Origin of the sequence: Streptomyces sp. BK340 (assembly GCF_007827595.1) — a bacterium.
GTDB lineage: Bacteria > Actinomycetota > Actinomycetes > Streptomycetales > Streptomycetaceae > Streptomyces.
Genome location: NZ_VISR01000039.1, coordinates 59,411 through 84,755, shown reverse-complemented (window position 1 = coordinate 84,755; position 25,345 = coordinate 59,411). Strand labels below are relative to the sequence as shown.

The window sequence follows — 25,345 nt, the reverse complement described above, 5'->3', positions numbered from 1 at the left end:
CGCACGCTCACGAAGCTCAGCAGGGTAGGGGGACGGACGTGCCATGACTCGATCCTCTCAGGGAATCGAGCCTCCATCAGACCCGGAGCGGTTCAAGACTGTGAAGCCGGGCGATGCCGAGGATGGCCTGGTGAACACCGTCCCCTTGAGACGACAGTCCCGTAGGACTTTCCAGTTCTTCAACCGGGACGATGCATGTTCCACCCACGCTCAGGCTCGGGCCCGGCGGCGGACAGCCATCGCGTGGACGTACCTCACCAACTCGCCCTGGCGGGACCTCCCGACAAGCTCGGCTCGTTCCACACCGCACACAAGCGCCTGATCAGGTGGGCCGTCGACGGCAGGCCCCAGCCCGTTCGACACCTGACTCGGCACAAGCCCTGCGGTCATGGCGACTCCTGGGCAGCGGGATACCCATCGCAACGACCAGGCGGTTGTTGGCGTCGATGACGACCTGCAGATTGGTCGGGTAGCGGTAGTTCTTGCTGGAGGCGGCACCGCAGGCCGTGTCCCTGCGTGGCCGGCGGGCCAATGACATGGTCAGCAGCGGCGCACCGACAAGACCTGGTCCGCCAGGCGGCAGCCGCCATGGCCCGCCTCGCTTGACGTCACCTCCACGGCGCTGCACCAACGCCACCAGCTTGCCGAACTGGCCCTCGGTCAGCCCGGAGAACGGCTGGATCCAACTCGGATCATCCGCTGAGATCACCCGCTCATGACCAAGCAACGCACCAAGCGCCACACCTGTTACGGAGCAACCTCCTGGGAACCGGGGGGCGCTCTACCGGCGGACCGCCGAGATCAGTCCGCCGGGCCCTTCCTCGCGCTGCGGCGGGGTGCTGATCGGGCGGCCGTAGGCGGCAGCGCGCTCGCGCAGGGTGTGGCTTTCGGCCTCCCAGCCGTACCCGGCCAGCCAGCCCACCGGGTCGTCGGGCATCTCCGAGACCCACATGGACGCCGCCGATCCCGGCACGGCGTCCGCGCCGAAGCGCTCGATCACGCCGCGCGAGCCCAACGTCAGCCCCATCCGACTGCCTGCCGCCGACTGCGCGCTGATCCGGTCCAGCAGCAGCTCCACCGCGTCCTCCGGCAGATAGATCAGCAGCCCTTCGGCTATCCACACGGTGGGCACCGCCGGGTCGTGCCCTGCGGCGCCCAGCGCGCCTGGCCAGTCCTCACGCAGATCCACCGCGACAGTGATCCGCTCGCAGCGTGCGACGGCCCGCTCCTGGCGCAGCACCGAAGCCTTGAAGTCCAGTGGCGCGGCGGTGTCGACCTCGAACAGCCGGGTGCCCTCGGGCCAGTCCATCCGGAACGCCCGGCTGTCCATGCCGGCACCCAGTAGCACGACCTGGCGGACCCCGGACGCGGAGGCCTGCTGCAACAGGTCGTCGAGGAACTTCGTTCTGATGACGATGGAGAACGCCACACCCTGCCGGCGGCGTCGAGCGGCCTCGTCGCCGGGCGGCGGCAAGGAGGGCCCCAGACCGCCGGCGGTGGCGAAGGCCTGTGCCAGTGGATCGCGGAACAGCGCGTTCTCCCGCTCGGTCTCCAGCTCCCGCACCCTGGCCACCCCCACCGCCGTGGCCCACACTCCCGACGGCTGCACCCGCTCCTGCTCATCAGTCACCGCGCCAGCCTAGGTGGTCGATGTCTAGAGCTCGTAACGGGTTGACCGAGAAGGACAGCGACTGAAGGACGACTCAGGAGGCGGACGGCTCGATCTCCCCCGCAAAGACGATGACCTGGTCGATGAGGCTCCGCCGCAGATGGACGACGTCCGTTCCCGTCAGGCGGGGGCCTCCATCCGGTGTGGTGAAGACCCACTGGTACCGGGCCCACTCGTCAGGCATGTCCACCGCTGAGCAGCGCACCATCGTGCCGGTCCCCGCCGGGTGGCGCCGGATGTCCAGCACGAACCGCTCGACCGCCGCGATTCCTTCGCTGCGACCCAACGGCCCCCAGAAGACCACGTCCGAGGTCAGGGCCTGGGAGAGCAGGGCAGTCACATAGCTGTCGTCCGAGGCGTTAAACGCGGAGATGAACGTGTCGATCGCGGAGCGTGCCGTCTCTTCCTGCATGCCCCAGTAATACCAGCCGTTGCGCGTGCGCTCGTCCCGCGAGCCGCCTTCCATGGCCGGGGGCGCGGTCCCGGTCCGCACACGGGAGGCGTCTTCGGCGAAGGTGGTGTCGCGCACGTGGTGGATCTTGTTCTCGATGCCCCAGTGTTCGCGTACACGGTGCGCGATCTCGGGGGCATCGGCCTGCTCAGCCGTCAGATCGGTGACCGCGTAGACACGTTCCAGGGTGACCTTCCTGGTGGTGACCGTCCGGCGACGGCGCACGATCTGCACGGCCTGGTCCGCGTGGGGAAAGTCGAGGCCGCGGGTGACGGTGCAGGTCTTGACGCGGCGGATCTCGTCACGGCCGTGCTCCGTGGCGCGGGTCTTGTCCAGCAGCGGAACCTCCCGCCAGGGCAGCTGCTTGAGGTGCTGGTGCAGCAGCAGCAGCTGATTCCCCTTGATCACGGCGATGTAGTGGGCCTTCTTCTCCGCCACCAGGAAGCGGGCATGGGCTGTCTGGGAGTGCAGGGCGTCGAAGGTGACCACGGTGTCGGCCAGGTCGAGGTCGGCGAGCATCGGCCGGAAGACGGTGATCTCGTTGGTCTTGGCGCCGACCTCACGCTGGGCTGCGACCAGGCCGGTCCGGGTCATCGCGGCCAGAAGGTGGACCTGGGTGCCGTCGGCGCGGCGCGCACCGCGAACCGTCTTGCCGTCCACGGCCAGCGAGCGGCGGGCGCGCCTGCCCAGGTCATGGTTGGGTGACGGGCGGTCGGGGTCGCGGGCTGCGAGCCAGGCGCCGATCGCCGCGTCGAGGGCGTCGCCGTCCACGCGTTGCAGGATGCGGCGCACGGTGGCCTCGGCCGGGGCGGTGGGACCGGTGGGTTCACGGCTCGGGCCGCCGAGAGCGGTGAGCACGGCTGCCGGGGCGTCGGCGGCCCATTCCGTGATCGCTGCCAGGGACTTCGCGCCAGCCAGCACCGCGCACGCGGCGAGTGCGAGGACGAAGACGAGGAGGTGGCGCCGGCCCTTCGCCCGGCGTGATCAGGCACTGTCGCGAGACGGTCCAGCAGGTGCGGGTGTTCCCCGAACCCGGCAGGCCGGGCAGTAGCGAGCTGGCCCAGGCCGGCGGGGATGGGCGATGACGATCGGGCAGGCACGGTCTTCCGTCGTGGTGATGACAGCGGCCAAGATCCTTTCCCCGCGTACGGCCGCAGGTTCCTCGCTGGCGGGCGGTCCCTGCGGACGGCCAGTTGGACTCCTCACCGGAGGACTGGCCTGTACGCAGGGTGATCGTCGCCGAGGGATGACCCGAACCGTGGTGGCGAGGGGCCCGGGCTGGGGTTACCCGGCGGTCGGCTCGGGGTGGATCTGCTCGATGCGGTCACGCTTGGCGTACAGGTCCCAGTAGTGCTCGGCGAGGTCGTCGGGGTCGACGAGCGGTCCGACGCCTTCCGGCCGGGACGCGGCGGCGATCTCGCCCATCTCGCTGCGGGCGATGAACGCCGCGATGGACAGGGTGCCCGCGTAGGCGCCGATGTCGGCGAGTTCGCCGTTGAGGGAGTACAGCCAGTTGCGGGCGGCGGACATCAGCGGGCCCACGCCGCTCATGTACGGCCGCGGCACCACGGCGGTGTGGCCGGTGGTCATCAGGAACGCGCCGTCGCCGCGCTCGGTCCACTCGGGCAGCACCGCGCGGACCACCTCGACCGGGGTGAGCAGGAGAAGGGGACTGTCCTTCTGCAAGGTGGCGGCATCCAGCTTGGTGGCGGGTGAGAAGCTCTGTTCCCCGCTGATCGGCCCGTACTCGATGACGTCGATCCGGCCGAAGCGGTCGCGGACGGCGTCTATGAGGGCGGGGACAGCGGCGGGCTTCGAGAGGTCGGCGGTGAATCCGGCCGCGTCGATGCCTTCGGCGATGAGCTGTTCGACGAGTGCGTCGAGACGGTCCTTGCGGCGGGCGACGAGGGCGACGCGGAAGCCTTCGCGGGCGAAGCGGCGGGCGACGGAGGCGCCGAGACCGGTGCCGGCTCCGAAGACCGCGATGACCTTGGACGTTTCGGACATGGGGATGTCTCCTCGGGCTTTCGGGGTGTTCTGGCTGTTCGACAGGGGTTCGGGGTGGGTCAGCCGCGGGCGTTCCACACCAGCGGCGCGCTGCGGATCCAGGTCTCCTCGTCGACGGCGTCGAGGAGGAAGCGGGCGAGGTCGGCCCGGTTGATCCAGCGTCCGGGCGTGGTGGTGCGGGCCTCGCCGGCGCGCAGGGGGCCGGTGGCGGGCTTGTCGGTGAGGGCGACGGCCCGGGCGAGGGTCCAGTCGGTGTCGGAGGCGCGCACGACCTGGTCGACGCCGGTGTGGTCGGTGAACCCGGCTTTGATGTTCGACAGGTTGATGAACGCCTTCACCAGCGGGTTGAGGCGGGCCCAGTCGTCGCCGGCCCCCTGCGAGGAGGTCAGGGCGATCCGGCGGATGCCCTGTTCGGCCATGACGGTCAGGGTGTTGCGGGCGGCGTCGGTCATGAACATCGGCGGGCTGACCGGCTTGGCCCAGGGGTTGTCGGAGGCGCGGGCGTTGTTCAGCACACTGATCACCGCCCTGGCCCCCTGGGCGGCCCGGCGGAGTTCGTCGATGTTCGCGGGCGTGCCCTGGATCAGCTCGACACCGGCCGGGGCCTGGACGGCGGAGGGCTCGCGGACGAGGGCGCGGACGCGGTGGCCGCGTTCGGCGGCCTGTGTCAGGACGTGGGTGCCGGTGCGGCCGCTGCCGCCGAGGACGAGAAGGTCGGTCATGGGGGTGTCATCGCCTTTCGCGGGCGGATGGCCGGGCGGCAGGAGCCGGCCGGGGATGGATTTGGAAGGATCAGAAGGAGTACGGGCCGAAGCGGCCCCAGGCCACCACGACGGACAAGATCAGCAGGACGGCGTTCATGCCGATGGCGCTGTACTCGCCGCGGCGGAGGTGGAAGGCGCCGGCCAGTGCCATCACCACCGCGAGGCCGACGGCGGCGAGCGGTGTGAGAACCACCGCGATGCCGGTGACGGCGGGCAGGATCAGCCCGAGTGCGGCGGCCAGCTCGACCGCCCCGATCAGCCGCACCGTGCCCGGCGCGAGGTCCTTGGCGTAGGGGAGGGTGCCGGAGAGCTTGTCGATCGGCTGGGTCGTCTTCATGACACCGGCCATCGCGAACATCGCGGCCAGCAGTCCCTGCAGGACCCACAGCAGGACGTTCATCGGATTCCTCGGTTCAAGATCACGGGCGATTCGGGAGCAGATCGGGGGGATCAGCCGTGTGCGGGGACGGCACAGCCATCCGGGCCGCAGGCCGGGACGTCGCCACCGGCGACGGGGGCGAGGGGGTGGGTGTCGTTCCAGGCGGTGCGGAGCAGATCGAGCAGGGTGTCGCTGTCCTGAGCGCCGGGAACGCCGTATCGGCCGTCGACGACGATGAACGGGGCGCCCGTCGCGCCGAGGCGCTGAGCACGGGCCGCGTCGTCGCGGACCTGCTCGCGGTAGCGGCGCTGGGCAAGGGCCTGTCGGGTCCGCTCGCGGTCCAGGCCCAGGGCATCGGAGAGAGCGAGCAGGTCGTCCGGGGAGAAGACGGGCTGGGCCCGGCCGAAGTAGGTGTCGAAGATCGCGTCCCACGCTTCGCGGTTCTTGCCCTGGGCGGAGGCGTGGGCGAGGAATTCGTGGGCCAGGTCGGTATTGCCGACCTGGTTGTCCAGCACCCGGTACGGGCTCAGGCTCTCAGCCGCGGCCAGCGCCTCGATCCGCCGGGTCGACGCCTCGGCCTGACCACCGCCCACACCGTGCCGTCGCAGCAGGGCCTCGCGGACGGAGAACATCCGTCCCTCGGGGAAGCTGCTGCTGAGCGGGAACGAGTGGTGGACGACCTCCACCTCGCCGGCGTGCTCGAACCGTTCGACGGCCCACGCCAGGCGGTGATGGCCCAGCCCGCACCAGGGGCACGTCACCTCGGACCAGATGTCGACCTTCACCGCACACCTCCAATTCTTACGACTTGTTCGTAACGCCATGGTGGACCAGTATGGAAGGCGGTACAAAAGGCACACCGGTGTTCGTGCCGGAGAGGAATGTGCGTCATGGAACAGACCCGCGAGACGAAGGCGGCCGACGGAGCGCAGGCGGTCGGGGCGGCGGCGATCGGGCCTTGTGCGGCGATCCCGGCCGAGCACATGGCCTTCATCCGCGAGGTCCTGGACCGCGTCGGAGACAAGTGGAGCCTGCTGCTGATCGCCGTCCTGGAACCGGGCCCGCTGCGCTACACCGACCTGCAGCGCCAAGTCCCCGGCATCTCCCAGCGCATGCTCACCCTCACCCTGCGCCAACTCCAGCAGGATGGCCTGATCTCCCGCACCGCCTACGCCGAGGTGCCCCCGCGCGTCGAGTACACCCTGACCCCGCTCGGCCGCGGCCTCCACGAGATCGCCACGTCCCTGGTCGGCTGGGCCGCCGCCCACCACGACGAGATCCGTGAGAACCGGGCCCGCACGACCTCAGCGCGGCCGAGTGCGGGTGCACGGGCCTGAGCCACCGGAGATCTGCACTGACTGTAGCGAAACACGCGGCCACCCGACTCCCCGTCGGTGGCCGCGACTGGAGGATTCCCACTGGCCACCGACATGGTGATCAGGGACTCGACACCTCATGATCACTCAGAGGCCGCGCCTGCCTCCGTTCCAACCCGGTCCACGAACCCCACAGTCACGTCAGCTGCCTGAATCGGCATCAAGACGGACACATCGCCTGAACGACGCCGCCCTGGGCATCCCGGGTCCGACGGCCAGGTACTGGATCTGGTGCATCCCTCACTGTTCTGCCTGGTGAGGGAGGCGAGCGGCGCGCCAGAGCGGGCTTGGCGGAACCCGACGGACCACTACTCGAGGTACGAATTCTCGGAGAAATTCCAGTGGCTGCCCACGGACGTCGACGTAAGCGACGACGGCGATGTCGCCTTCCGTTCGTACGTCAACAACGTCCACCCCGAGACTCATCGCGAACTGGCCTCCGTTCTACCGGACTTGTTCGCGCGTCTGCGCCCGCTGCTGGAGAACGTACTCACCGATCCGCGCCATCCTCGACCTCTGCGGATCGAGGCCGATCCCTACGGGTGGTACGACTCGGAGCCGGAGTATCCGGACAAATCCTCCTACGGTGATGACGGGGCCTACACAGAAGCCCTCCGCACGTGGGAAGAGGCCCAGGACGACTGGTGGGAAAACCGCCGCCCGGTCATCCCGGACGCCCCGGCCTTCACTCCGCCCGAGTTGCCGGACGAATCCGCCCGAGTCGACCTGCGCGGCCGCCGTCTCCAGGTCATCGTCAAGCTCGCCACCATTCACCTCACCCCGGACAAGCCCGAGTACCCCGGCGGTTCCTGGCATGTCGAGGGGATGATGAACGAGCGGATCGTCTCGACCGGAATCTACTACTGGGACAGCGAGAACATCACCGAAAGCAGGCTGAGCTTCCGGGCGGCACTCGACGACCCGCACTACGAGCAGAACGACGACAACGGTATGCGTGAGGTCTACGGCCTGGAGGACGAAGACGCACTGAACCAGGTGCTGGGATCGACATCGACCCCAGCAGGCCGCTGCCTGGCGTTCCCGAACATCCTGCAACACCGCGTCGGCTCATTCCGCCTCACGGATCCCACCCGCCCGGGATATCGCAAGATTCTCGCATTCTTCCTGGTAGACCCGTCGGAAAGGATCTTCTCGACATCCGATGTGCCACCGCAACAACCATGGTCCGACACCTCGACCATGACACTTGAACAGGCCAAGGAGTACCGCGAACAGCTCATGCGGGAACGCAAGTTCTTCGTCGACGAGCACAACGAGCAGCTCTACGAACGAGAATTCTCCCTCTGCGAGCACTGAAACCTCGTCCGTCCTCAACACGTGGCAGGTCAGGAGAGTGTGGACGACCTGGATGTTCATGCCGTGCTTCTTGTGTTTCTGGGAGTAGCACGGCTCGTCCGCCCTGGTGCGGTCGGTGGGGACGAGGGGTGCCGAGGCGATGCCGGAAGGCAGCACATCACGCTTCCTGCTGAGGACCTCACCGGGCAGCTGGTCCGCACTCCGGCTCAGGAAGCGTTATCGATGCCCGGCATCGACCCGATGCGGGTGCCTAGTTCCTGGCTGCAGTTGCGTCCTGGCGGCGCAGAGTTCAGTCCCAGAAGGAGACCGCCAGGACCAGGGCGACGACGGGGATCAGCAGCCACGGCTCGGCCAGAACCAGGAGCCCGGAGAAGATCAGGGCGAAGTACGCCAGTGCCTTGGCGAGGCGGCGCTTGGTCTTGTTCTTCGTGCCCTTGTTCCTCGCGCCCTGGTCCTTCTTGGTGCCCTTGTGGTGAAGCACCCCGACGCCAGTGGCCGCCTCAAGGGTGCGCGTGTCGGTGTCGATTGCGGCGTCCGGCTTCGTCATGTCGATGTTCGTCATGACGCTGAGCCTCGTCGCGAGAGCACCGCTCTCGCGTCGGTGGAGCCCGCCTATCTAGGTGAAGACCACCGACGCGTACGTAGTGCCGCCACGGTGAAAGTTCGTCCATGAACGCTTACATGGATCGTGCGGAGATCGCTTTGTGGGTACGGCATGCGGACGGCCGGTGGTCGCACAGGACGGTCTGGGTGGTGGTGCTCGACGGCGAGGTGTATGTCCGCTCGGCTTTCGGCCGGCGCAGTGCCTGGTACCGCCGGGTCCTGCGGCATGCGGACACGGAGGTGGAGGTGGCCGGGGTCCGGCTGTCCGTCACGCTCCAGGCGGTGGATGACCCCGAGCTCGTCCAGCGTGTCTCCGGCGCCTACCGGGCCAAGTACGGGTTGAGCTGGCCCGGTCCTGTGGAGTCGATGAACGGGCCCGAGGCCGCGGCCACCACCATGCGGCTAACGAATGCCGGGCAGGTCTCGCAGTTGCCTGCGTGAGGTGAGCCCGAGTTTGCGGAAGATGTTGCGCAGGTGCGCGTCGACCGTCCGCGGACTGAGGAACAGCTTCGCCGCCACCTCCTTGGAGGTGGCGCCGTCGGCGACCAGGCGTGCGATGTGCACCTCCTGCATCGTCAGCTGGTCCGATGCCTTCGACGTGCGGCTGCGAGCCTGCTCGCCCGTGGCGCGCAACTCGCCCGCGGCGCGCTCGGCGAACGCCTCCACACCGAGGTCGGACAGCGACTCGTGCGCAGGCCGCAGCGCGGACCGGGCGTCACGTCGTCGGCCCTGGCGGCGCAGCCATTCCCCGTACAGCAGCTGCGCCCGCGCGCGGTAGACGACCAGTGCGCCGTCGTCGAGCAGAGCGATCGCCTCCTGGTAGGCGGACTCGTCCTCGGTCACCAGGGCCCGCGCGCAGGCCTCGACGCCAAGGCCCCACGCCTGTCGGCCCGCTTGGGTGCGTTCTTGGAGGGACGCGAGGGCCGCGGCGGCGACCTCGGTCTCGCCGCATCGCACGGCCGCCTCGACCAGCTCGGGCAGGGCAAGGCCCGACGTGCCGAGGGCGCCGTACTCGACCGCTTGTTTTGCCGCCTTCAGCGCGGCCGGGTAGTCGGCGAGGCCGTTGCTGAATACGGCCGTGGCCCACTGCACGCTGAGGCTCATCCGGTGATCCACCGACGCGAACAGTTCGACCGCTTCCTCGCGCCGTCCGCGCAGCGCGGCCAGGTGGAGGCGTGGATAGACCAGCGGCGCGGCGCCCGTGGCATCGGCGATCGCCTCCTCCTCGGAGATCAGCTCCGTCGCGGCACCGAAGTCGCCGGTGTGCACGGTCGCGGTGGCCAGCATGGCCAGTCCGATGGGCAGCTCGTGGAAGGAACCCGATTCTCGGCCCGCCGCGACGGCACGGGTGGCGATGCCGTACATGGCGTCGCGGTTCCACAGTTCGGCGGCCAGCATGAAGCCCAGTGAGGGCCGCCTGGCCCACACGTCGTGGCCTGCGTCGCCGACGACCGGCCTCAGGATCTCCCCCGCCGCCCGATGCCCGTCACCGACGAGGGTGGTGAGGCCGGTCAGGAGCGCCGCCGCGCCGGACACCGGCTGTCCCGACGGCGGGGCCTTCCTGACGGCGTCCACCACGTGGTCGAGGTCGCCGAGCAGGACGCCCATCTCGATGGCGTCCAGATAGCACTCCCGTGACCAGGCGGGGTCGGTGGCCGCCAGCAGGGCGGCGGCGCGCAGGAGGTGTTTTGTGGGGCCTTCGTCTCCCCGGCGGCGGACGAACGACAGCCTGCCGCGGAGCAGGTCGGCCCTGGCGGCCTGGCTCGGTTCGGCGGTCCGGACGGTGGTGAGCAGTTCGGCCGCCGTGTCGAAGTCGCCCACCGAGAGCGTGTTATGGACCGCGGCGAGGATCCGCTCGGCGCGTCGGACCGGGCTGATCGTGAGTGCGGCCGAGCGTTCGAGGAAGGCCGCCGCCGCCGCGACACCGCCACGCTCCCGGGCGCGGGTGGCGGAGGCTTCGAGTTCGGCGGCGACCTGCTCGTCCGGGCCGGCACTGGCCTGGGCGCGGTGCCAGGCCCGCCGGTCGGGATCGGCGACCGGGTCGGTCGCGGCGGCCAGGGCCTGGTGTGCGCTGCGCCGCTCCTCCGGCGTCGCGGCGTGGTAGGCGGCCGAGCGGGCGAGGGGGTGGCTGAATCGGATCCGGGTGCCGAACTCGACCAGCGGGGCAGACTCCGCGGCGACTGCCGCGTCGATGCCCAGGAGTTCGGCCGCACGCCACAGCAGGGCGGGGTCGCCGATCGGGTCGGCGGCGGCGACGGTCACCAGCAGCCGGGCCGCCGGTGGCAGGAGCTCCAGCCGGGAGCGGAAGCTCTGCTCGATCACGCCTGGCACCGAGCCGGGTTGGGCGAATCCGCCCGCCATCCCGCCGAGTCCGGCGGTCCTGGGAAGTTCCACCAGCGCGAGCGGGTTGCCACGCGCCTCGGCCAGGATGCGGTCGCGCACCCGCTCGTCCAACGGGGCGCGGACCGCCGCGGCCAGCAGGGCGCGGGCATCCGATTCGCCGAGCCCCCGAAGCGAATGGCCGGGCAGCTCGTCCAGCTCCGGCAGACGGCTCGGCTCGCGCGCCGCGAACAGGAGGGCGATCGGCTCGGCCGAGACCCGGCGGGCCACGAAGGCCAGCACCTTGGCTGACGCCCGGTCCAGCCACTGTGCGTCGTCGACGACGCACAGGAGCGGGCGTTCCCGCACTGTCTCCACCAGGAGGCCGAGCGACGCGACGCCGACCAGGAACGGATCGGGTCTGCCGCTGTCGAGGCCGAAAGCGATCTCCAGCGCCTTGCGGTGCGGCGCAGGAAGCGCCGTCAGCCGGTCGGCGACGGGCGCGAGCAACTGGTGCAACGCGGCGAACGGCAGCTCCGTCTCGAACTCCGCACCGGACGCCCGCATGACGAGGAATCCGGTCGCGGCCTCGTCCAGGTGACGCAGCAGCGCGCTCTTGCCCATGCCCGGCTCACCGCGCAGGACCAGGGCGCCGCCCCGGCTCTCCCGTGCCGCTCGGAGCAGGGCGTCGAGCTGCCGTGTCTCGTCTTGACGTCCGATCAGCTCATCCGTGTGTGTCTCGGGCATGTTCGAAAACCTATGCGGTGCGGTTGTGTGGCACAGGGGAATCCGGAACAGACCCCAGTGCCCGAGAAGCCGTCCCGCAAGGAGTCGTATAGGCAATGACTACCGACGCGAGCGGCGGGCGCCCGCTGCGAGTGTCGAGACATGACCCGCACCGCAGAGCAACCGACCGCCACCGACTGGACATCACTGGCGGTTCTGGCCACGGCCCAGTTCCTGGTCGTGCTGAGCACTTCGATCGTTAACGTCGCCCTGCCCCGGATCCGGGACGGGCTCGCTCTGTCGGACACGGGCCAGGCTTGGACGGTCAACGCCTACGTGCTGGTCTTCGGCGCGCTGTTGCTGCCGGGCGGGCGCGCAGGCGACGTATACGGCCTTCGCCGCGTGTTTCTGCTGGGCATCGGCCTGTTCGCGCTGTCGTCCCTGGGCGCGGCACTGGCGCCCACGGTGATCGCGCTGATCGCCTGCAGGGCAGTGCAGGGAATCGGTGCCGCGCTGCTGGCGCCTACAGCGCTGGCCCTCGTGCTGACGCTCTATCCCGACAGGGAGCGGCGTGGCACCGCGCTCGGAGTGTGGGGCGCGGTCTCCGGTGCCGGCGGGGCGGCAGGTGTGCTGCTGAGCGGGCTGCTCACCAGTCTGTACGGCTGGCGTGCGGTGTTCGTCGTGATGGTGCCCTTCGCCTTGGCCGTGCTTGTGGCCACCCGGCTGCTCGTCGGGGCCGACCGGCCGCGTGGCGGAAGCCTGGACGCGCCGGGCGCGATGTCGGTGACGGCGGGGCTGGTCTCGCTCACCTACGGCCTGTCCGGCCATTGGCCGCTGGCCGTGGCCGGTGTGGCGCTGCTCGGCCTGTTCGTGGTGCTCCAGCGGCGTGCCACCGACCCGCTGCTGCCGGCGCGGATGCGCGTGGTGGCGGTGCCCAACGTGCTGATGGCCCTGCTGGGCGCGGTCTGGCTCGGCCTGTTCTACTTCCTGCCCCTGTATCAGCAGCGCGCCCTCGGCTACTCACCCCTGGAGGCCGGGCTGACCCAGCTTCCCCTCGCCCTCACGATCACTGCCTCGTCATGGGGCACCGGCAAGGTCTCCGGCCGCCTCGTGCTTCCCACGGGCCTGCTGGTTCTCGCGGCCGGACTGGCCTGGCTGTCCCGGACTCCGGCCGAGGGCACCTTCTTTGCGGACTTGCTCGGCCCGACGCTCCTCATAGGCATCGGTCTCGGGGTGGCCTTCGTCCGGCTCACCGCGATGTCCTCCACGGGCGTCCTGGCCACTGACAACGGCCTGGCCGGCGGGCTGGTCAACGCCACCCGGCAGATCGGCGGAGCCATCGGCCTGTCCTTCCTGACCCTGCTCCCCTCCCCCGGCGCGGCCTTCCTGGCCTGCGCCGCCCTGACCCTCCTCGTCTCGGCTCTCTCGACCCGAAAGGCATGACCATGACTATCGACAAGCCCTATGTCAGCGGCCACTTCACCCCCGTCACCGACGAGATCACCGGCCACGAGCTGAAGGTACGCGGCAGCCTCCCGCCTGAGCTGGACGGCCGCTACTTCCGCAACGGTCACAACCCCAAGCCGGGCGTCACCCCCACGCACTGGTTCCGCGGCGAGGGCATGATCCACGGGGTCCGCCTCACGGGCGGCCGGGCCGAGTGGTACCGCAACCGCTGGGTGCGCACCCCCTACCTGGACGGCGCGCCCTTCACCGGAACCGAACTCGAAGTCAGCGCCGCCGCCACCAACATCATCTTCCATGGAGGCCGTTACCTGGCTCTGCAGGAGGCCAACCTGCCCTGGGAGGTCAGCGCCGACCTCGACACGATCGGCGTCCACGACTTCGGCGGCAAGCTCACCAGCGCGATGACCGCCCACCCCAAGGAGGACCCGGAGACCGGCGAACTGCACTTCTTCAGCTACAGCCCCTTCCCGCCGTATCTGACCTACTACGTGGCCGACGCCTCCGGCGACATCGTCAGCTCGGAGGTCATCGACGGCTCCGGCCCCTCGCTCATGCACGACTTCGCCATCACCCGCGAGCACGTCGTCTTCATCAACTCGCCGGTGGTCTTCGACCACGCCGAGCAGTCCGGCATCCCCTACCGCTGGCACGACGACGTCCCGCTGCGCATCGGCGTGATGCCGCGCGCCGGGGGCAGGACCACCTGGTACGAAGTGGCCGACCAGGCAGCGCTGTTGCACGTGACCAATGCCTATACCGACGCGCAGGGCCGGATCGTCCTCGAAGCACCGTGCTTCGACCGTTCCGCCTGGGAGAGCTCGTGGAAGTGGTGGGTCGGCGCTCCCGGCTACGGCACCAGCCCGGACGCCGGCTCGACCTTCTACCGGTGGATCATGGACCCGGCCACGGGCAAGGTCACCACCGAGTCCCTCAACGACCTGGCCACCGAGTTCCCGTCGATCAACGACGCCCACACCGGTTCGGCCTACCGCTACAGCTACGCCATCGCCTTCCCCGGCACCGGGCTGTCGGGCTATCACACCGTCAAGTTCGACACACAGTCCGGCCAGGAGAAACTGCTCGCGCACGGCGAGGGCCGGATGCCCGGCGAGGCCGTCTTCGCGCCCGCCGCGGGCGGGACCGCCGAGGACGACGGCTACCTGCTCACCATCGTCAGCGACCTCAGGGCCGACGCCTCGGAACTGCTCGTCCTGGACGCGAGCGACCTGAGCACCGTGGCCGCCGTCGAACTCCCCCGCAGGGTGCCCGCCGGCATCCACGGCCACTGGATCCCCGATTCCGAACTGCCTGCCTGACCCACCCGAGCCGTCCGGGCCGTCGCTGATCCCCCGCAGCAACGGCCCGGGCTCCAACCCCACCTCGGCAGCCGTGTCAGCAGCAATTCCGCCAGGAGACCCGAACACGGCGCCGGTGTCGACTTCGACGACGGCGCCACGCAGTCCATCAACACGAAGGAGAACTGCCATGTCCGCTTCCGCCAACGCCCTGCTCGCCGAGGCTTGGAAGGACCTGTGGAACAACGACCTGTCCCAGACCGACAAGATCATCGCGCCTGACTTCATCGCACACGCCGCCCCCATCACCGGCTCCGGCGACGACACCGTGCACGGCCGCGAGGGCCTGAACGGCTGGGTGACCGGCATCCACACCATCCTGCGCGACCTCAGCTTCGAGATCACGGTCGGCCCGATCGCCACTGACGACTTCCTGGTGGTCCGCTGGGCAGCCGAAGGCACCTACGCCGGAGGCTTCCCCGGCGCGTCCGACGACGCCGTGGGCAACCGCGTCCACTTCACCGGCACCGATACCCTGCTGATCAAGGACGGCATGCTCGCCGAGTACTGGGCCAACGCCGACAGTCTGCTGTTCGTGCAGCAACTCGGGGTCCGCGAACTGTCCTGACCAGCCTGCAGCCCGTCTGCCCCATCCGCTCGCGCCGCACTGTCACCGGTGCGGCGCGGACCGGAACGGCCGTGCGCGCCATACGCTCGGCACATGTCCGACGTCACGTCCGCCGGCGCCACAGCCGACGACCTTCCTGCACCGGCCGAGGGCCTGGTACTCACGCACTTCCTCACGGTCAGCGATGTCCCTCGCTCGCGGGCGTTCTACGCAGACGTACTGGGTGGAAGGGTGGTGATGGACGAGAACCCCTGCATCGTCAGGGTCGCCAACAGCTGGATCATCATGAACCCGGGCGGGGGCCCCACCGACGACAAACCCGATGTCGTCCTTCGCACACCGGAGGACCTCAACACCGTCTCCAGCTTCCTGAACGTACGGGTGGCGGACATCCACGACTTCTACGCCACGGCGCGCGCCAAAGGGGCCGAGTTCCTGACTCCGCCCATCGACCGCCGTGCCGAGCTGCGCTGCTACATGCGTGATCCGGACGGCTACCTCATCGAGGTGGGCCAGGCCACGGGCCTGCTCAAAGGAATCCTGGCGCGCACCGGCACAGAAACCTGACGACAGCGCCTGATCAGGGCGGCATCCCTGATGCCGCACCGCCAGATCCCGGGCCTCGATCCGACCGCCACTCCCAGCTGAGCAGACTGCGTGGAGTGCATTGGAGTGCATGGCGGGCTGCGGACCGGGGTGGTCGTTTCATCTCCGGGGCTGCGCGGCGTGCGGGCATATCGGACGCTGCGATGCCTGACCCCCGCAGCACGGAACGAAGCACGCGCGCGGCGGGACACTCTCTCCTTCCTGACCAGCTTCGAACCGGGAGGGAGCTGCTCCACTGACCGCGCTCGATCGTTGGCCTCTCCGGTCCGGTGGTCAGATCTGCCGGACCGGGTCCGTGATGCCTCCGGGGCACGCGAGCGCAGCGATGTCCCATCCGGCGCGTTCGGCCCCGGCCCGGTAGGCGCTTTCGTAGAAGGAGAGGACGGCGGCACGGGGGTCGGTCTCGACGCGGGCTTCGTCGTAGCACAGCACGGCCAGGTGGCTGTCGCCGCGCGTGACCCACCGCGCGGACGCGGGGCTGAGCGGCGCCCCGGCCAGGCCGGTGGGCTCGGGGGCTGTGTAGGAGTAGAAAGCCGGTTCGGTGAAGGTGTCGTCGCCGAACCAGAAGCCGAAACTGATCACTTCCCGGGAGTACGCCTCCCGGGTTACGGGGTCGACCTGCCGGGGCTGGTCGATCTGTCGCCCGGAGAACCGGCTGTGGGCGATGTCGAAGGTGTGCCAGAAGTGGTGCACCGGGCTGCTCTTTCCCGAGAAGCCCGCCGCGAACTCCTCCAGCACGGACGCCACCTGGCTCAGGACCCGCCAGTAGCGGTTGGCGGCCACGGGATCGTAGGTCGCGTGCTCGGTGTCCTGGGCGAACGGCCGGCCGGTGTCGGGCAGGTCGAAGGGCCTGGGAATGGCGATGTCGACCCGAACGCCCAGCGCGTTCAGAGCGGCCAGGGTCGCGGCGTGGAAGGACGCGACGGACTGGCCCGGAAGCGGGAAGGACCGCTCGTCGCCGTCCAGCGTCGCGACGATGAGCCGGTGGTCGACGAAGTCGAAGTCGATCGTGAAGATCGGATTCCCGTCGACCTGACCCATCGGACGCGTGGTGATGCCGCGCCCCGTGACATGGAACGGGACGTTCCACCAGTGGTTGCGCCGGGTGCTCGCCGCCAGGCGGATCTTGCCGACGATCTGTGCGAAGCGGTGCAGCGTCTCCTTGGTGTCCCGCCACTCTGTCAGGGGAATCGGTGGGAACAGCTCCATCACGCTCCCATGATGACCCCGAGCGCGGCGTCCGGCACCCGCGCCGGGGGCCGGAGGGAACGGGTTCAGTCCCCGGCCGCCAGGGCCTGCGCGCACTGAGAGCGGGGATGGTTGCTCCTGGCCCTGGGCGGCTGCGGCCAGGAGGCCGGTCAGGCCCTGAAGGTGGGTGGCCGGACCGCGGGCCCGGTCGAGCACGGGGTCGGTGAGGAAGGCCGGCGTCAGCAGGACAGAATCCGAAGTCCGCAGAAGTCCAGAAACCTACGACCTGCGCCGCGGCGAACCATTTCACCCGGGGCACGCCAGGCAGCCTCGCGGCGTCCTTTGCGAAGCGCCGCAACTGCAACTGCAGCGCCGAACGAGGGCGAGCTGTTCCGTGAGTCGTGCACCGCCACGGCCGCATCCGCATCCGCATCCGCATCGGAAGGCACCGTGTCCAGCACGGCCGTCCGGGGTCATGGTGCAGCCGCAGACGCACCGAAGTGTGAGCTCGCACATGAGCGGCATTCAACGAGGCTGCCAGGAAACAGCGCGGCGCCTGGTGACCGGCGCGGCAGGGTGCCGCGCCGACAGTTCACTGCGTCAGTCCCAGCCGCCGAGCAGGCCGGAACTCAGCTGCGCGTCACAGATGTTGTAGCCACCGGCGGCGTGCCCCTTCTTCGTGTGGCCATCGACTGTGACCGAACAGTTGATGTCCCCGGAGCCCTGGAGCTGCGCGTTCACGGTGTAGTACATGGCGTCGTCGTTCAGGGGCAGGGTGGCCTCGAACTTGCCGTTCCGAAATTCACCGTTCCGGCTGTCCGAGTCGGATCCATAGGTGATGTCGAGCGAGCCGAGGGCGCCGGCGGGGGCGGTGCCCCACACCTTGAAGGTGACGACCTTCTGGGCGGTCTTCTTCTTGTTGCCTGGCTTCTGCCCGCTGCCCTGGTCGATGTCTTGGGCGGGCTGCTTGTTGGCCTTCGGCGCGGAGGCGGCGGGCTTGACGTCGCTCGAGGCGCCGGAGCTCTTCGGGCTGGAGCCGCCATTGACGGCGGCGCCGATGATTCCGATCAGCACGATGACGCCGACAAAGCCGAGGCAGCCAAGGCCGAGGATCTTCCCGAAGCCGGTCTTCTTCGGCTGCGGCGGCTGCCACTGCGGCGGGGCACCGTAGGGCTGCTGCTGGGGCCCGCCCCATCCGGGCTGCTGCGGCGGGTATTGCTGGTGGCTCATGGTCCCCCCCAGGGTCAGGTGCGGTTGAGTGCGACACGTGTGACTTGTAGAGATGGCGTGCGGTTGCCGCTAATCGGAGTCATTCACTCGATCGTGGTGAACTTTCCCGTTCCGCCTTGTTCAGCCGCTCCCGGCCATGCCACGCGAGTCCGGCCACCGCCGCCCTCGCCGACCACCGTCATCCGGCAGTTCACGTCGTGGGGCCTTTTCACCCGGGCGGCCCGACTCGAAAGCGCTCAGCGCGGGGAGGCGCTCCACATGCCTGTGATTTTCTTCGACATCGGGGCGACTCTGGCGGATCCGCATGTGGAACCGGACGGCTCCCTGACACTTCAGCCCCGACCACGTGTCATGGCAGTACTCGACGCCCTACGCGACGTACGCAGGGGCATCATCTCCAACCCCGGACCCGGTGACGGTGCCGTCGCACGGGCAGCGGCCGCGCTGCACGAGGCGTTCCCCGACCGCTTTTCGGACGAGGCACTTGTGCACTGGGGAGCCAAGGACAGTCGTGTGATCTTCGACCAGGCGGTCGCGAGCACAGGAGGGACGGCCGCCGACGAGTGTGTGTTCGTGGGCGAGGACGCCGCCGAGCGCGCGTTCGCACGGCAGGTGCGGATGCGTACTGCGGCCCACCCGGTGTTCGCTCTCGCCGCGATGGAGAACCGTCCCGTGTTCCGGGCGCGTACGGAGCTGCCGGACGGCCTGGGCCTGCAGGAGTTGACCGCGGCCGTGGACGAGAGCGAGGCCGTTGTCATGCAGGTCGTGTCCGAGCGGCTCGCGCTCGTCATGGTGACCGCACAGGGCGCCGGAACGCTCACGCGTGCCGGTTTCCCGGTGGATGTGCGGGGACCGGTGGACGACACGGCAGCCTTCCCGGTCAGGGACGACAAGCCCGTCTCGGCAGCCGAAACGCTTGCGGACGCCCCTCACCGAGCCCCCTAGGGGCTTTTGGCGGCTTGACCTGCGCCGGACCCGACAGCCGCGTGATCCGCTCTCGGCAGGCATCCGGATATTCGCGACAAGGAGTGCGTTACGTGAGTGCAGATGGTGAAGAGGACCGGAAGAGCGCCGGCGAAGGCGGGCAGGGCGATGACGCCGAGCGCCGGGCGACCGAGAAGTTCATCAGCGACCTGTTGGCGCGGGGCGAGGCGGTGTTCGAGGGTGAGGAGCCGACGCCGCGTACGACACACGTCGTCAAGCGCGGGGACGACGGACGGCTCACCGTCCGTCGTCTGCGCTTCTTCCACTGATTGCGCCGCGACTGCTCAGTCGAAGCACCGCCTCACCAGAGCGAGGCCCTCGCCGGTCGTGCTTCGCGTGATCTCGTGCGTCTTGAGCCGGGAGGGGCTGCCGTCGACGAACGCCGTAGCGGAACGGTACTCCTCGGGTACGGCGACGCGACCGCGGCGGAAGAGGTCCTCGAGGTACGACGTGGCGACCCGCTCGGGGTCGGCCGGGCGTACCGAGCCGCCGGCGGGGTCGGAGCCCGCGATACCGAACCGTCGTTCCTGTGCGGGGGCGGAGAGGATGAGGGGCTGGGTGAGTCCGTACGCCGCCCCGTGGAGCGTCACGGCCGTGAGTCCCTCGTCGTCAGCGCCACCCGGCGTGGCCTCGGCGATTGCGGCGGCTTTGCGTGCCACCTCCGGTTCGGTGATGGACACGGCGGCCTCCAGGGAGAGGATGCCGTGACGGATGAACGCCGATCGCAGGGAGGTTCCGTACTTGCCGCCGTTGCGGCGCTGGTCCGCGGCGATCATGTGACCCGCGACCTGTGCGTAGTAGGCGGACACCACCGGCGCGGCCACGACCGCATCGACCAGCAGCTGTCCCGCGATCTCGGCCGCGAGGCCCAGACCGGCCTGGTCCTGCAGGTCCTGCTGCCGGAAGATCCCGGCGACCACCTTCAGGAACGCACCGCTGAACACCCGGGAGAACGAGTGCGGCTCGCTGGAGAGCATGTTCGCCGGTCCGTTCGGCGGCATCTCAACCGGGTCGTGGTAGAAGAAGCTGTTCGACAGGTTGCGCAGGCAGTCCGCGTCTACCGCGTTCGGGTGGCCCTGGCGGATCGCAGCGCCCAGTTGCTCGGCCATCCTCGTCACCCGCGAGGACAGTTCGAGGTCGCTCTGTGTCTCGGCCAGTACCGCGATCCGCAGAGGTTCCAGCTGGAGCGAGGTCAGCAGCGCGCTGATGTCTCCGAAGGCTTCGTGCAGGGCGGCCGTCTCCGCGCTCGCGGCGTTGAACAGCCGGGGGCACAGGGCGTCGAGGATCGCGTGACCCGTCTCGTGCGCGACGACCTCCGGGCTCTCGCACGCGGCGACAGTGACACCTGCCACCGTACTGCGGAAGAACCACAGGCCTTTCCTGTCATAGAAAGCGTTGAGGTCGTTTCCTGCGTTGAGGTGCGCGGTGAGGGCGCGTCCGACCATGGGATGCCAGTGCGTTCCGGTCGGAACCAGCGGACCCCAGGTCTGGCTGGCCCTGCTGAGCGCATCGGCCGCCACCCAGTAGCGGAAGGCCTCAGTGCCGGGCCCGGCACCATTCGGCTGCGGCGCGGCTTCCGCGATGGCCGTGGGGAAGGGTTGGGTGTCGAGCTGGGGAACGGGGTGCGGTACTGGCATGTTGACCTGCGGAGGGAATCCGGGGTCGTCCTCGTAGACCAGAACCGTCGGAATCGTGGCGTGCTGTTGCTGCACCGTCATGGCGCCTCGCTGAGTGGGAGAGATTGCGGGTGGTGGAATCCACCACAGGGAGACCCTTGAGCAAGGGTCCCTCGTGTTCAGTACGAGGGCCCGGTAGCCCACTGTCAATTCGAACAGGAGCAGATGGGGCAGCCTTCGGTTGGCGGTCGTCGTAGCGGAGCGGCCGGTCATTCTTGACCCTTGGCCGGTTCGCATGCACCAGCAGACCCAGCGACAGATGACGGCCGAACGAGTGACGCAGACAGTACCGGCCCCGGTACAGGACACCTGGCGATGCCCTGGCAGACGTCGCAGGCCCGGCACTGTCTGCCCGACCGCCGACCGATGCGGTCCGTTGCGACGGATGCGGAGGTCGCTTCTCGTCATGTGTCTGATTCCCCCGAGAGCGTCTTGCTGAAGTGGGTGATGGGGCGCTCCACTCGCTCGCCGTCCACGGTGATGTCGACCGCCTCGTTGTAAAAGGCGAGCAACCCCTTGACCGGTCCTACCGCGGGCAGCGGGTCCGGGTAGCTCCAGACCAGGTTCGGCGGCACGTCGGCTTCGCCGCGCCACGACCAGTACTCGGCGGTGCCCTAAGGCCGGTCAGCGCCCGACGGTACCCACACGACCCCTTACACGCGTCCCGACGGGAACCAAGGCTGGGGAGGGTCACCCATCAGCCCAGACGGCCTCGTACAGGGGCGGGAAGGAGTCCCGATGAGCTCGTCGACCCTCGGCGCCCCAGCCCTGGAACGGCTGGTCGCGGCGGCCGTGGCCGCACCCTCCTTGCACAACACTCAGCCCTGGCGCTTCCGCTTCGACGCCGGCACCCGCACCGTACGCATCCACGCGGCCGCGGACCGGGCGCTGCGCCACACCGACCCCGTGGGCCGCGCCGTCCATCTATCAGTGGGTTGCGCGGTCCTCAATCTGCGCATCGCCGCGGCCCACTTCGGCTGGGAGCCGGTGACCCGGCTGCTCCCCTGCCCCGACCGGCCCGCTCTGCTCGCCACGGTCCGGCTCGCCGAATCGGTCCGCGGTGGACCGTCGACCGGCCTGTACGAGGCGGTGTGGCGTCGGCACAGCAGTCGTTTCCCCTTCTCCGGGCGACCGCTGCCGTCGGACGTGCTCGCCGAGCTGACCGAGGCGGCCCATCTGGAGGGTGCCGTCCTGCGTTTCACGGGGCACGACGACACTGACCGGGTGCTGCGCGCCACGTGGGAGGCCGAGTGGCGCAACCGCGCGGACTCCGACCGAGCAGCCGAGAGCCGCCGGCTGGTCCGTGCCCCGCACTGCCGGTCGCTGGGACTTGCATCAGCGGCGCTGGGGCCGCAGGACACGCTCGATCGCATGCCCATGCGGGACTTCGGGGCGCATCGGCACTCGGAGGTGCTGCCGGCCCGGGCCTTCGAGACCCACCCGACGCTCGCGCTGCTGTCCACGGCACACGACCGGCGGACGGATTGGCTGCGGGCTGGTCAGGCCCTGGAGCGCGTGCTTCTGCTCGCCACCCGGCGCGGAGTGCGTGCGTCGCTTCTTCATCAGACCATGGAGTGGCCCGATCTGCGCCGGGTCCTCGGCGGTCTCCCGGCCCACGGCCCCCGTGGGCACGCGCAGATGGTCATCCGGCTCGGGTACGGCCCCGAAGGACCGGCCTCGCCGCGCCGTACGGTGAAGGAGGCGATGGAGGGCGACGTGTGATCACGTGCCGCCCGGTCCAAGGGCGACGCGACCGGGCGGGGTCGTTGCTGCGTCGCGACGTGGGCATCCGATGGCCGTCTGCCGCGTGTCAGCCCGCGCCGACGTGCCGGTGCGGTGTCTCCGCGCTCTCCGGTTCACACCGTACGCGCACTTGTACCTCGGGAGCATCGGCCAGTGTGTTGCTCTCCGTGCAGTGGGAGACCACCGCACGCGTCGCGGCCAGTCGCTCGGCCGGCAGGGACGGGGACTGACACGGTCATCGACAGGGCGGCGACCCGTGCGGGGCGGTCGTCGGCCGTGCGAAAGTCCGCCCGGACGGTCAGGCCGTCGCGGCTCAGGCCGTGCCGGTCCGGATATCGGCCCGCCCAGTGCGCGGTGCAGGCGGCCACGGACGCGACGAAGAGTTCCACGGGCGTGGGTGCCGTGTCCTTAACCCACCACCACTTCGGCCCGGGGCTGGTCGACGGTCAGGGTGTGTCCCGGTACCCGCATCTCGAAGGCGTCGCCGGCGACGGGCGTCACGTCGACGCCTCCGCCGCGGCAGTCCGGGGATGGTTCGACCGCGGCGGCCTGGAACAGCAGCAGACCGGCCAGGCGCCGGGCCTCCCCGGCGGTCAACGACAGCGACGGGGACCGGCTGTCGTGGGGGACGCGGGGGGGGGTGTCCAGGAAAGACGCGTCCCATGGCTGGCGGAAGACTGTGGGGTGCGAGGCGCGTGACGTTGATGGTGCGTCCGCAGCGCCTGGTCATTTCGTGGCATCTCCCTGCCGCATGCCTTGCCCGTGAGCTCCCAGAGTGCTCGTCAGGGGTGCCCCACCCACCCGAGTCCGGGCCGGCGGGCCGGGACGGCGCCGGTTGTCCGTCCTGGCACCTTCCATCCGACCGCGGTCGCGGCTGTCATGACGCGGCTCGCCTGCCGACGCCAGGCCTCACCCGGCGGACCTGCCGCCCTCTGTCGAGTCCGGCGATTGACCCAGCGGCGCGTGCCACACCAGCCGCGCCCCCTTTCCAACAGGGCTTTCCAACTCCATGCCGCCGCCGAGCTTCTGCGCGCGCTCGGCCATGTTGGTCAGACCACTGCGGCGACCTCCGTCCGGGATGCCGACGCCGTTGTCCGTGACCGTCAGGCGGACCTGCTTGCCGTCCGTCTCCAGCACGACGTCGGCGCGGTCGGCGCGGGCATGCCGGGCGACGTTGGTCAGGGATTCGGTGAGCACGGCCATGACGTGGTCAGCGGTCGGACCGGGCACGTGCGTGTCGAGCAGGCCCTCCATACGAACACTGGGAGCGAAGCCCAGAAGTGGAGCGGCCTCGCCGATCGCCCGCACCGCACGGGAACGCAGGCCGGGCGCCGCGTCGTCGTGGCGGGACCGCAGACCGAAGATTGTCGACCTGATGATCTTGATGGTTTCGTCGAGATCGTCCACCGCTCGCAGGATCCGCTCGGAGGCCATCGAGTCCTGGACGCGGCGACCGGCGCTCTGCAGGGTCATGCCGGTGGCGAAAAGCCGTTGGATGGCCAGGTCGTGCAGATCACGCGCGATGCGGTCGCGGTCCTCCAGCAGGGCGATCTGTTCGGCGTCCTGGCGGCGTTCCGCCAGCTCCATCGCGACGGCGGCCTGCGCGGCGAAGACCTGCAGCGGCTCGGTCTCCTTCTCGGAGAACTCCCGACCGTCCGACTTCCGGACCAGCAGCACCACGCCGCGGGCCTCGTCGCCCGTGCCGATCGGCACGGCGACGGCCGGTCCGAGCCCTTCGAAGCGCGGCGGACCGGCCGAGTCCCGGGAGTCACGCAAGATGTCCGGGCTACTGACCGGCGCCCGCTGGACGAACGCCTGCCCGATGAGCGTGCCGTCGACGGGCAGTATGATCCCTCGCCACGCTTCGGCGTCCTGGCCTACGGCGAGTTCGACGGCAAGGGTGTCGGTTCCGCTCACCGGCACGGCCACCACGCTCAGGGCCGAGGCGGTGATCTCCCTGGCCCGTTCGGCGATCAGCGGCAGCACCCGGCCCTGGTCCGCGCCGGACATCAGGGTGTGGGTGATCTCGGCGTTCGCCTGGAGCCAGCGCTCGCGGAGCCGGGACTCCTCGTAAAGACGGGCGTTGTCGATCGCCACGCCGGCCGCCACGGCCAGCGTCGCCAGCACCGACTCGTCGTCCTCGTCGAACTGCTGCCCGCCGCGCTTCTCCGTCAGGTACAGGTTGCCGAAGATGTGATCGCGCACCCGGATCGGAACGCCGAGAAAGGTGTTCATCGGCGGGTGGTGGGCCGGGAACCCGTAGGAAGCAGGGTGGTGGGAGAGCTTGGGCAGGCGCAGCGGCTGGGGGTGGCGAATCAGCTCGCCCAGGATGCCGTGGCCCTCCGGGTAGGGGCCGATGCGCGCGATCTGCTCAGCGTCGACGCCCACGGTGTGGAAGGCGGACAGTCGCTTGCCGTCCGGTCCGATCACCCCGAGCGCCGCGTACTCAGCGTCGACCAGGGCCGCCGCGGCCTCGACGATGCTGCGCAGCGCCTGCTCCAGGTCGAGTTCGCGGCCGACCGACAGCACGGCTTCCAGGAGGCTGCGGACCCGGTCCCGGGTGCCGCGCGCCGCGTCCAGACGGGCCTGCAACTCCTCCAGCAGCTCGTCCAGCCGCAACTGAGGCAGCCGTACCTGTGCCTCGCGGGCCTCCTCGGCGTTCGCCACCGCTGTTCCTCCAACGCCTCACCGCATGCCGCAGCCTTACCCGTGCACCTGCCACGGTAGCGGCTCGAACATGGAGACGATAAGGGATCAGCGAGACCGCGCGGTCGGCCGGAGCCGTCAACTCCGGGGCAGCCGGGTCGCTATGTACGAAGTGAGGTCGAGCAGGCGGTTCGTGCAGCCCCATTCGTTGTGATACCACCGAGGAGCTTGCCAGGTCGCCGTGCGTCTGGGTGAGCGGGGCGTCCAGGAC

Annotated in this window: 23 protein-coding genes and 5 pseudogenes; 10 read left to right on the top strand and 18 right to left on the bottom strand. The window is 69.7% G+C overall.

The features are described 5' to 3' along the window. Positions 1–76: 76 nt before the first annotated feature. From FB157_RS49785 to FB157_RS42915, 8 genes and pseudogenes are all read right to left on the bottom strand, one after another. Positions 77–709: pseudogene (locus FB157_RS49785) on the bottom strand (IS5/IS1182 family transposase). Between the two features lie 72 nt (positions 710–781). Further along, the gene (locus FB157_RS42940; RefSeq protein WP_222441021.1) at positions 782–1,594 is read right to left on the bottom strand and encodes a class I SAM-dependent methyltransferase; all 813 of its coding nucleotides are present in this window, start codon (positions 1,592–1,594) and stop codon (positions 782–784) included. A gap of 109 nt (positions 1,595–1,703) precedes the next feature. Continuing rightward, positions 1,704–2,081 carry a nuclear transport factor 2 family protein gene (locus FB157_RS47790; RefSeq protein ID WP_012895409.1) on the bottom strand — a complete coding sequence of 126 codons (378 nt, stop codon included), beginning with the start codon at positions 2,079–2,081 and terminating at the stop codon, positions 1,704–1,706. 111 nt (positions 2,082–2,192) lie between these two features. After that, positions 2,193–3,041: pseudogene (locus FB157_RS42935) on the bottom strand (ISAs1 family transposase); the annotation flags it as partial. Between the two features lie 363 nt (positions 3,042–3,404). Next, on the bottom strand, positions 3,405–4,127 hold the full coding sequence (locus FB157_RS42930) for an SDR family oxidoreductase (protein WP_145886639.1): 723 nt from the start codon (positions 4,125–4,127) through the stop codon (positions 3,405–3,407). 59 nt (positions 4,128–4,186) lie between these two features. Next, positions 4,187–4,849, bottom strand: coding sequence for an NAD(P)-dependent oxidoreductase (locus tag FB157_RS42925; protein ID WP_145886637.1), 663 nt, complete (start codon positions 4,847–4,849; stop codon positions 4,187–4,189). Positions 4,850–4,919: 70 nt separating this feature from the next. Then, positions 4,920–5,291 (bottom strand): DoxX family protein, encoded by a 372-nt coding sequence (locus FB157_RS42920; protein ID WP_145886635.1) that lies wholly within the window; start codon positions 5,289–5,291, stop codon positions 4,920–4,922. A 50-nt stretch (positions 5,292–5,341) separates the two neighbouring features. Continuing rightward, entirely contained in the window at positions 5,342–6,055 is a 714-nt protein-coding gene (locus FB157_RS42915; RefSeq protein ID WP_145886633.1) for a DsbA family protein, read from the bottom strand. A gap of 105 nt (positions 6,056–6,160) precedes the next feature. Between FB157_RS42915 and FB157_RS42910 the strand changes: the two genes are divergently transcribed. Beyond that, positions 6,161–6,607: a helix-turn-helix domain-containing protein gene (locus tag FB157_RS42910; RefSeq protein WP_145886631.1), complete on the top strand. Its 447-nt coding sequence runs from the start codon at positions 6,161–6,163 to the stop codon at positions 6,605–6,607. Between the two features lie 216 nt (positions 6,608–6,823). Continuing rightward, positions 6,824–7,963: pseudogene (locus tag FB157_RS42905) on the top strand (DUF4246 family protein); the annotation flags it as partial. Between the two features lie 42 nt (positions 7,964–8,005). Here the strand turns inward: FB157_RS42905 and FB157_RS42900 are convergent. Beyond that, positions 8,006–8,089: pseudogene (locus tag FB157_RS42900) on the bottom strand (IS5/IS1182 family transposase); the annotation flags it as partial. Positions 8,090–8,252: 163 nt separating this feature from the next. Further along, a complete protein-coding gene (locus FB157_RS42895) occupies positions 8,253–8,525 on the bottom strand; it encodes a hypothetical protein (protein ID WP_145886629.1) in 273 nt (90 codons plus the stop codon). 107 nt (positions 8,526–8,632) lie between these two features. On the opposite strand from FB157_RS42895, the gene FB157_RS42890 reads away from it, so the two are divergent. Continuing rightward, complete coding sequence (locus FB157_RS42890) at positions 8,633–9,007, top strand: DUF2255 family protein (protein ID WP_145886627.1); 375 nt, start codon at positions 8,633–8,635, stop codon at positions 9,005–9,007. On the opposite strand, the gene FB157_RS42885 is transcribed toward FB157_RS42890, so the two are convergent. Then, positions 8,969–11,632 (bottom strand): AAA family ATPase, encoded by a 2,664-nt coding sequence (locus FB157_RS42885; RefSeq protein WP_145886625.1) that lies wholly within the window; start codon positions 11,630–11,632, stop codon positions 8,969–8,971. The two genes, FB157_RS42890 and FB157_RS42885, sit on opposite strands and share 39 nt — an antisense overlap. A gap of 141 nt (positions 11,633–11,773) precedes the next feature. Here FB157_RS42885 and FB157_RS42880 point away from each other — a divergent pair, with 141 nt between their 5' ends. From FB157_RS42880 to FB157_RS42865, 4 genes are all read left to right on the top strand, one after another. After that, on the top strand, positions 11,774–13,054 hold the full coding sequence (locus FB157_RS42880) for an MFS transporter (protein WP_145886623.1): 1,281 nt from the start codon (positions 11,774–11,776) through the stop codon (positions 13,052–13,054). Between the two features lie 2 nt (positions 13,055–13,056). Then, the gene (locus FB157_RS42875; RefSeq protein WP_145886621.1) at positions 13,057–14,394 is read left to right on the top strand and encodes a carotenoid oxygenase family protein; all 1,338 of its coding nucleotides are present in this window, start codon (positions 13,057–13,059) and stop codon (positions 14,392–14,394) included. A 169-nt stretch (positions 14,395–14,563) separates the two neighbouring features. Then, entirely contained in the window at positions 14,564–15,001 is a 438-nt protein-coding gene (locus tag FB157_RS42870; protein ID WP_145886619.1) for an ester cyclase, read from the top strand. 93 nt (positions 15,002–15,094) lie between these two features. Next, positions 15,095–15,568 carry a VOC family protein gene (locus FB157_RS42865; RefSeq protein ID WP_145886617.1) on the top strand — a complete coding sequence of 158 codons (474 nt, stop codon included), beginning with the start codon at positions 15,095–15,097 and terminating at the stop codon, positions 15,566–15,568. A gap of 312 nt (positions 15,569–15,880) precedes the next feature. Here the strand turns inward: FB157_RS42865 and FB157_RS42855 are convergent, their stop codons facing one another. Beyond that, the gene (locus tag FB157_RS42855; RefSeq protein WP_145886655.1) at positions 15,881–16,816 is read right to left on the bottom strand and encodes a DUF5996 family protein; all 936 of its coding nucleotides are present in this window, start codon (positions 16,814–16,816) and stop codon (positions 15,881–15,883) included. A 579-nt stretch (positions 16,817–17,395) separates the two neighbouring features. After that, a complete protein-coding gene (locus FB157_RS49100; RefSeq protein WP_261386917.1) occupies positions 17,396–18,025 on the bottom strand; it encodes a hypothetical protein in 630 nt (209 codons plus the stop codon). A gap of 351 nt (positions 18,026–18,376) precedes the next feature. Between FB157_RS49100 and FB157_RS42845 the strand changes: the two genes are divergently transcribed. Then, complete coding sequence (locus tag FB157_RS42845; RefSeq protein ID WP_186581937.1) at positions 18,377–18,970, top strand: HAD family hydrolase; 594 nt, start codon at positions 18,377–18,379, stop codon at positions 18,968–18,970. A gap of 92 nt (positions 18,971–19,062) precedes the next feature. After that, complete coding sequence (locus tag FB157_RS42840) at positions 19,063–19,278, top strand: hypothetical protein (protein WP_261386916.1); 216 nt, start codon at positions 19,063–19,065, stop codon at positions 19,276–19,278. Between the two features lie 15 nt (positions 19,279–19,293). Here FB157_RS42840 and FB157_RS42835 read toward each other — a convergent pair whose 3' ends face one another. Further along, positions 19,294–20,727 (bottom strand): hypothetical protein, encoded by a 1,434-nt coding sequence (locus FB157_RS42835; RefSeq protein ID WP_145886615.1) that lies wholly within the window; start codon positions 20,725–20,727, stop codon positions 19,294–19,296. A gap of 362 nt (positions 20,728–21,089) precedes the next feature. Then, positions 21,090–21,299 (bottom strand): annotated as a pseudogene (locus tag FB157_RS42830) (DUF427 domain-containing protein); the annotation flags it as partial. Between the two features lie 124 nt (positions 21,300–21,423). Here FB157_RS42830 and FB157_RS42825 point away from each other — a divergent pair. Continuing rightward, complete coding sequence (locus tag FB157_RS42825) at positions 21,424–22,407, top strand: Acg family FMN-binding oxidoreductase (protein ID WP_186581936.1); 984 nt, start codon at positions 21,424–21,426, stop codon at positions 22,405–22,407. Positions 22,408–22,541: 134 nt separating this feature from the next. On the opposite strand, the gene FB157_RS49095 is transcribed toward FB157_RS42825, so the two are convergent. From FB157_RS49095 to FB157_RS42815, 3 genes are all read right to left on the bottom strand, one after another. Further along, positions 22,542–22,796: a hypothetical protein gene (locus tag FB157_RS49095; protein ID WP_261386919.1), complete on the bottom strand. Its 255-nt coding sequence runs from the start codon at positions 22,794–22,796 to the stop codon at positions 22,542–22,544. 40 nt (positions 22,797–22,836) lie between these two features. Further along, positions 22,837–23,025, bottom strand: a complete 189-nt coding sequence (locus tag FB157_RS49090) for a hypothetical protein (protein WP_261386915.1) — start codon at positions 23,023–23,025, stop codon at positions 22,837–22,839. Positions 23,026–23,337: 312 nt separating this feature from the next. Further along, the gene (locus FB157_RS42815; RefSeq protein ID WP_145886613.1) at positions 23,338–25,095 is read right to left on the bottom strand and encodes a GAF domain-containing protein; all 1,758 of its coding nucleotides are present in this window, start codon (positions 25,093–25,095) and stop codon (positions 23,338–23,340) included. Positions 25,096–25,345 lie beyond the last annotated feature (250 nt).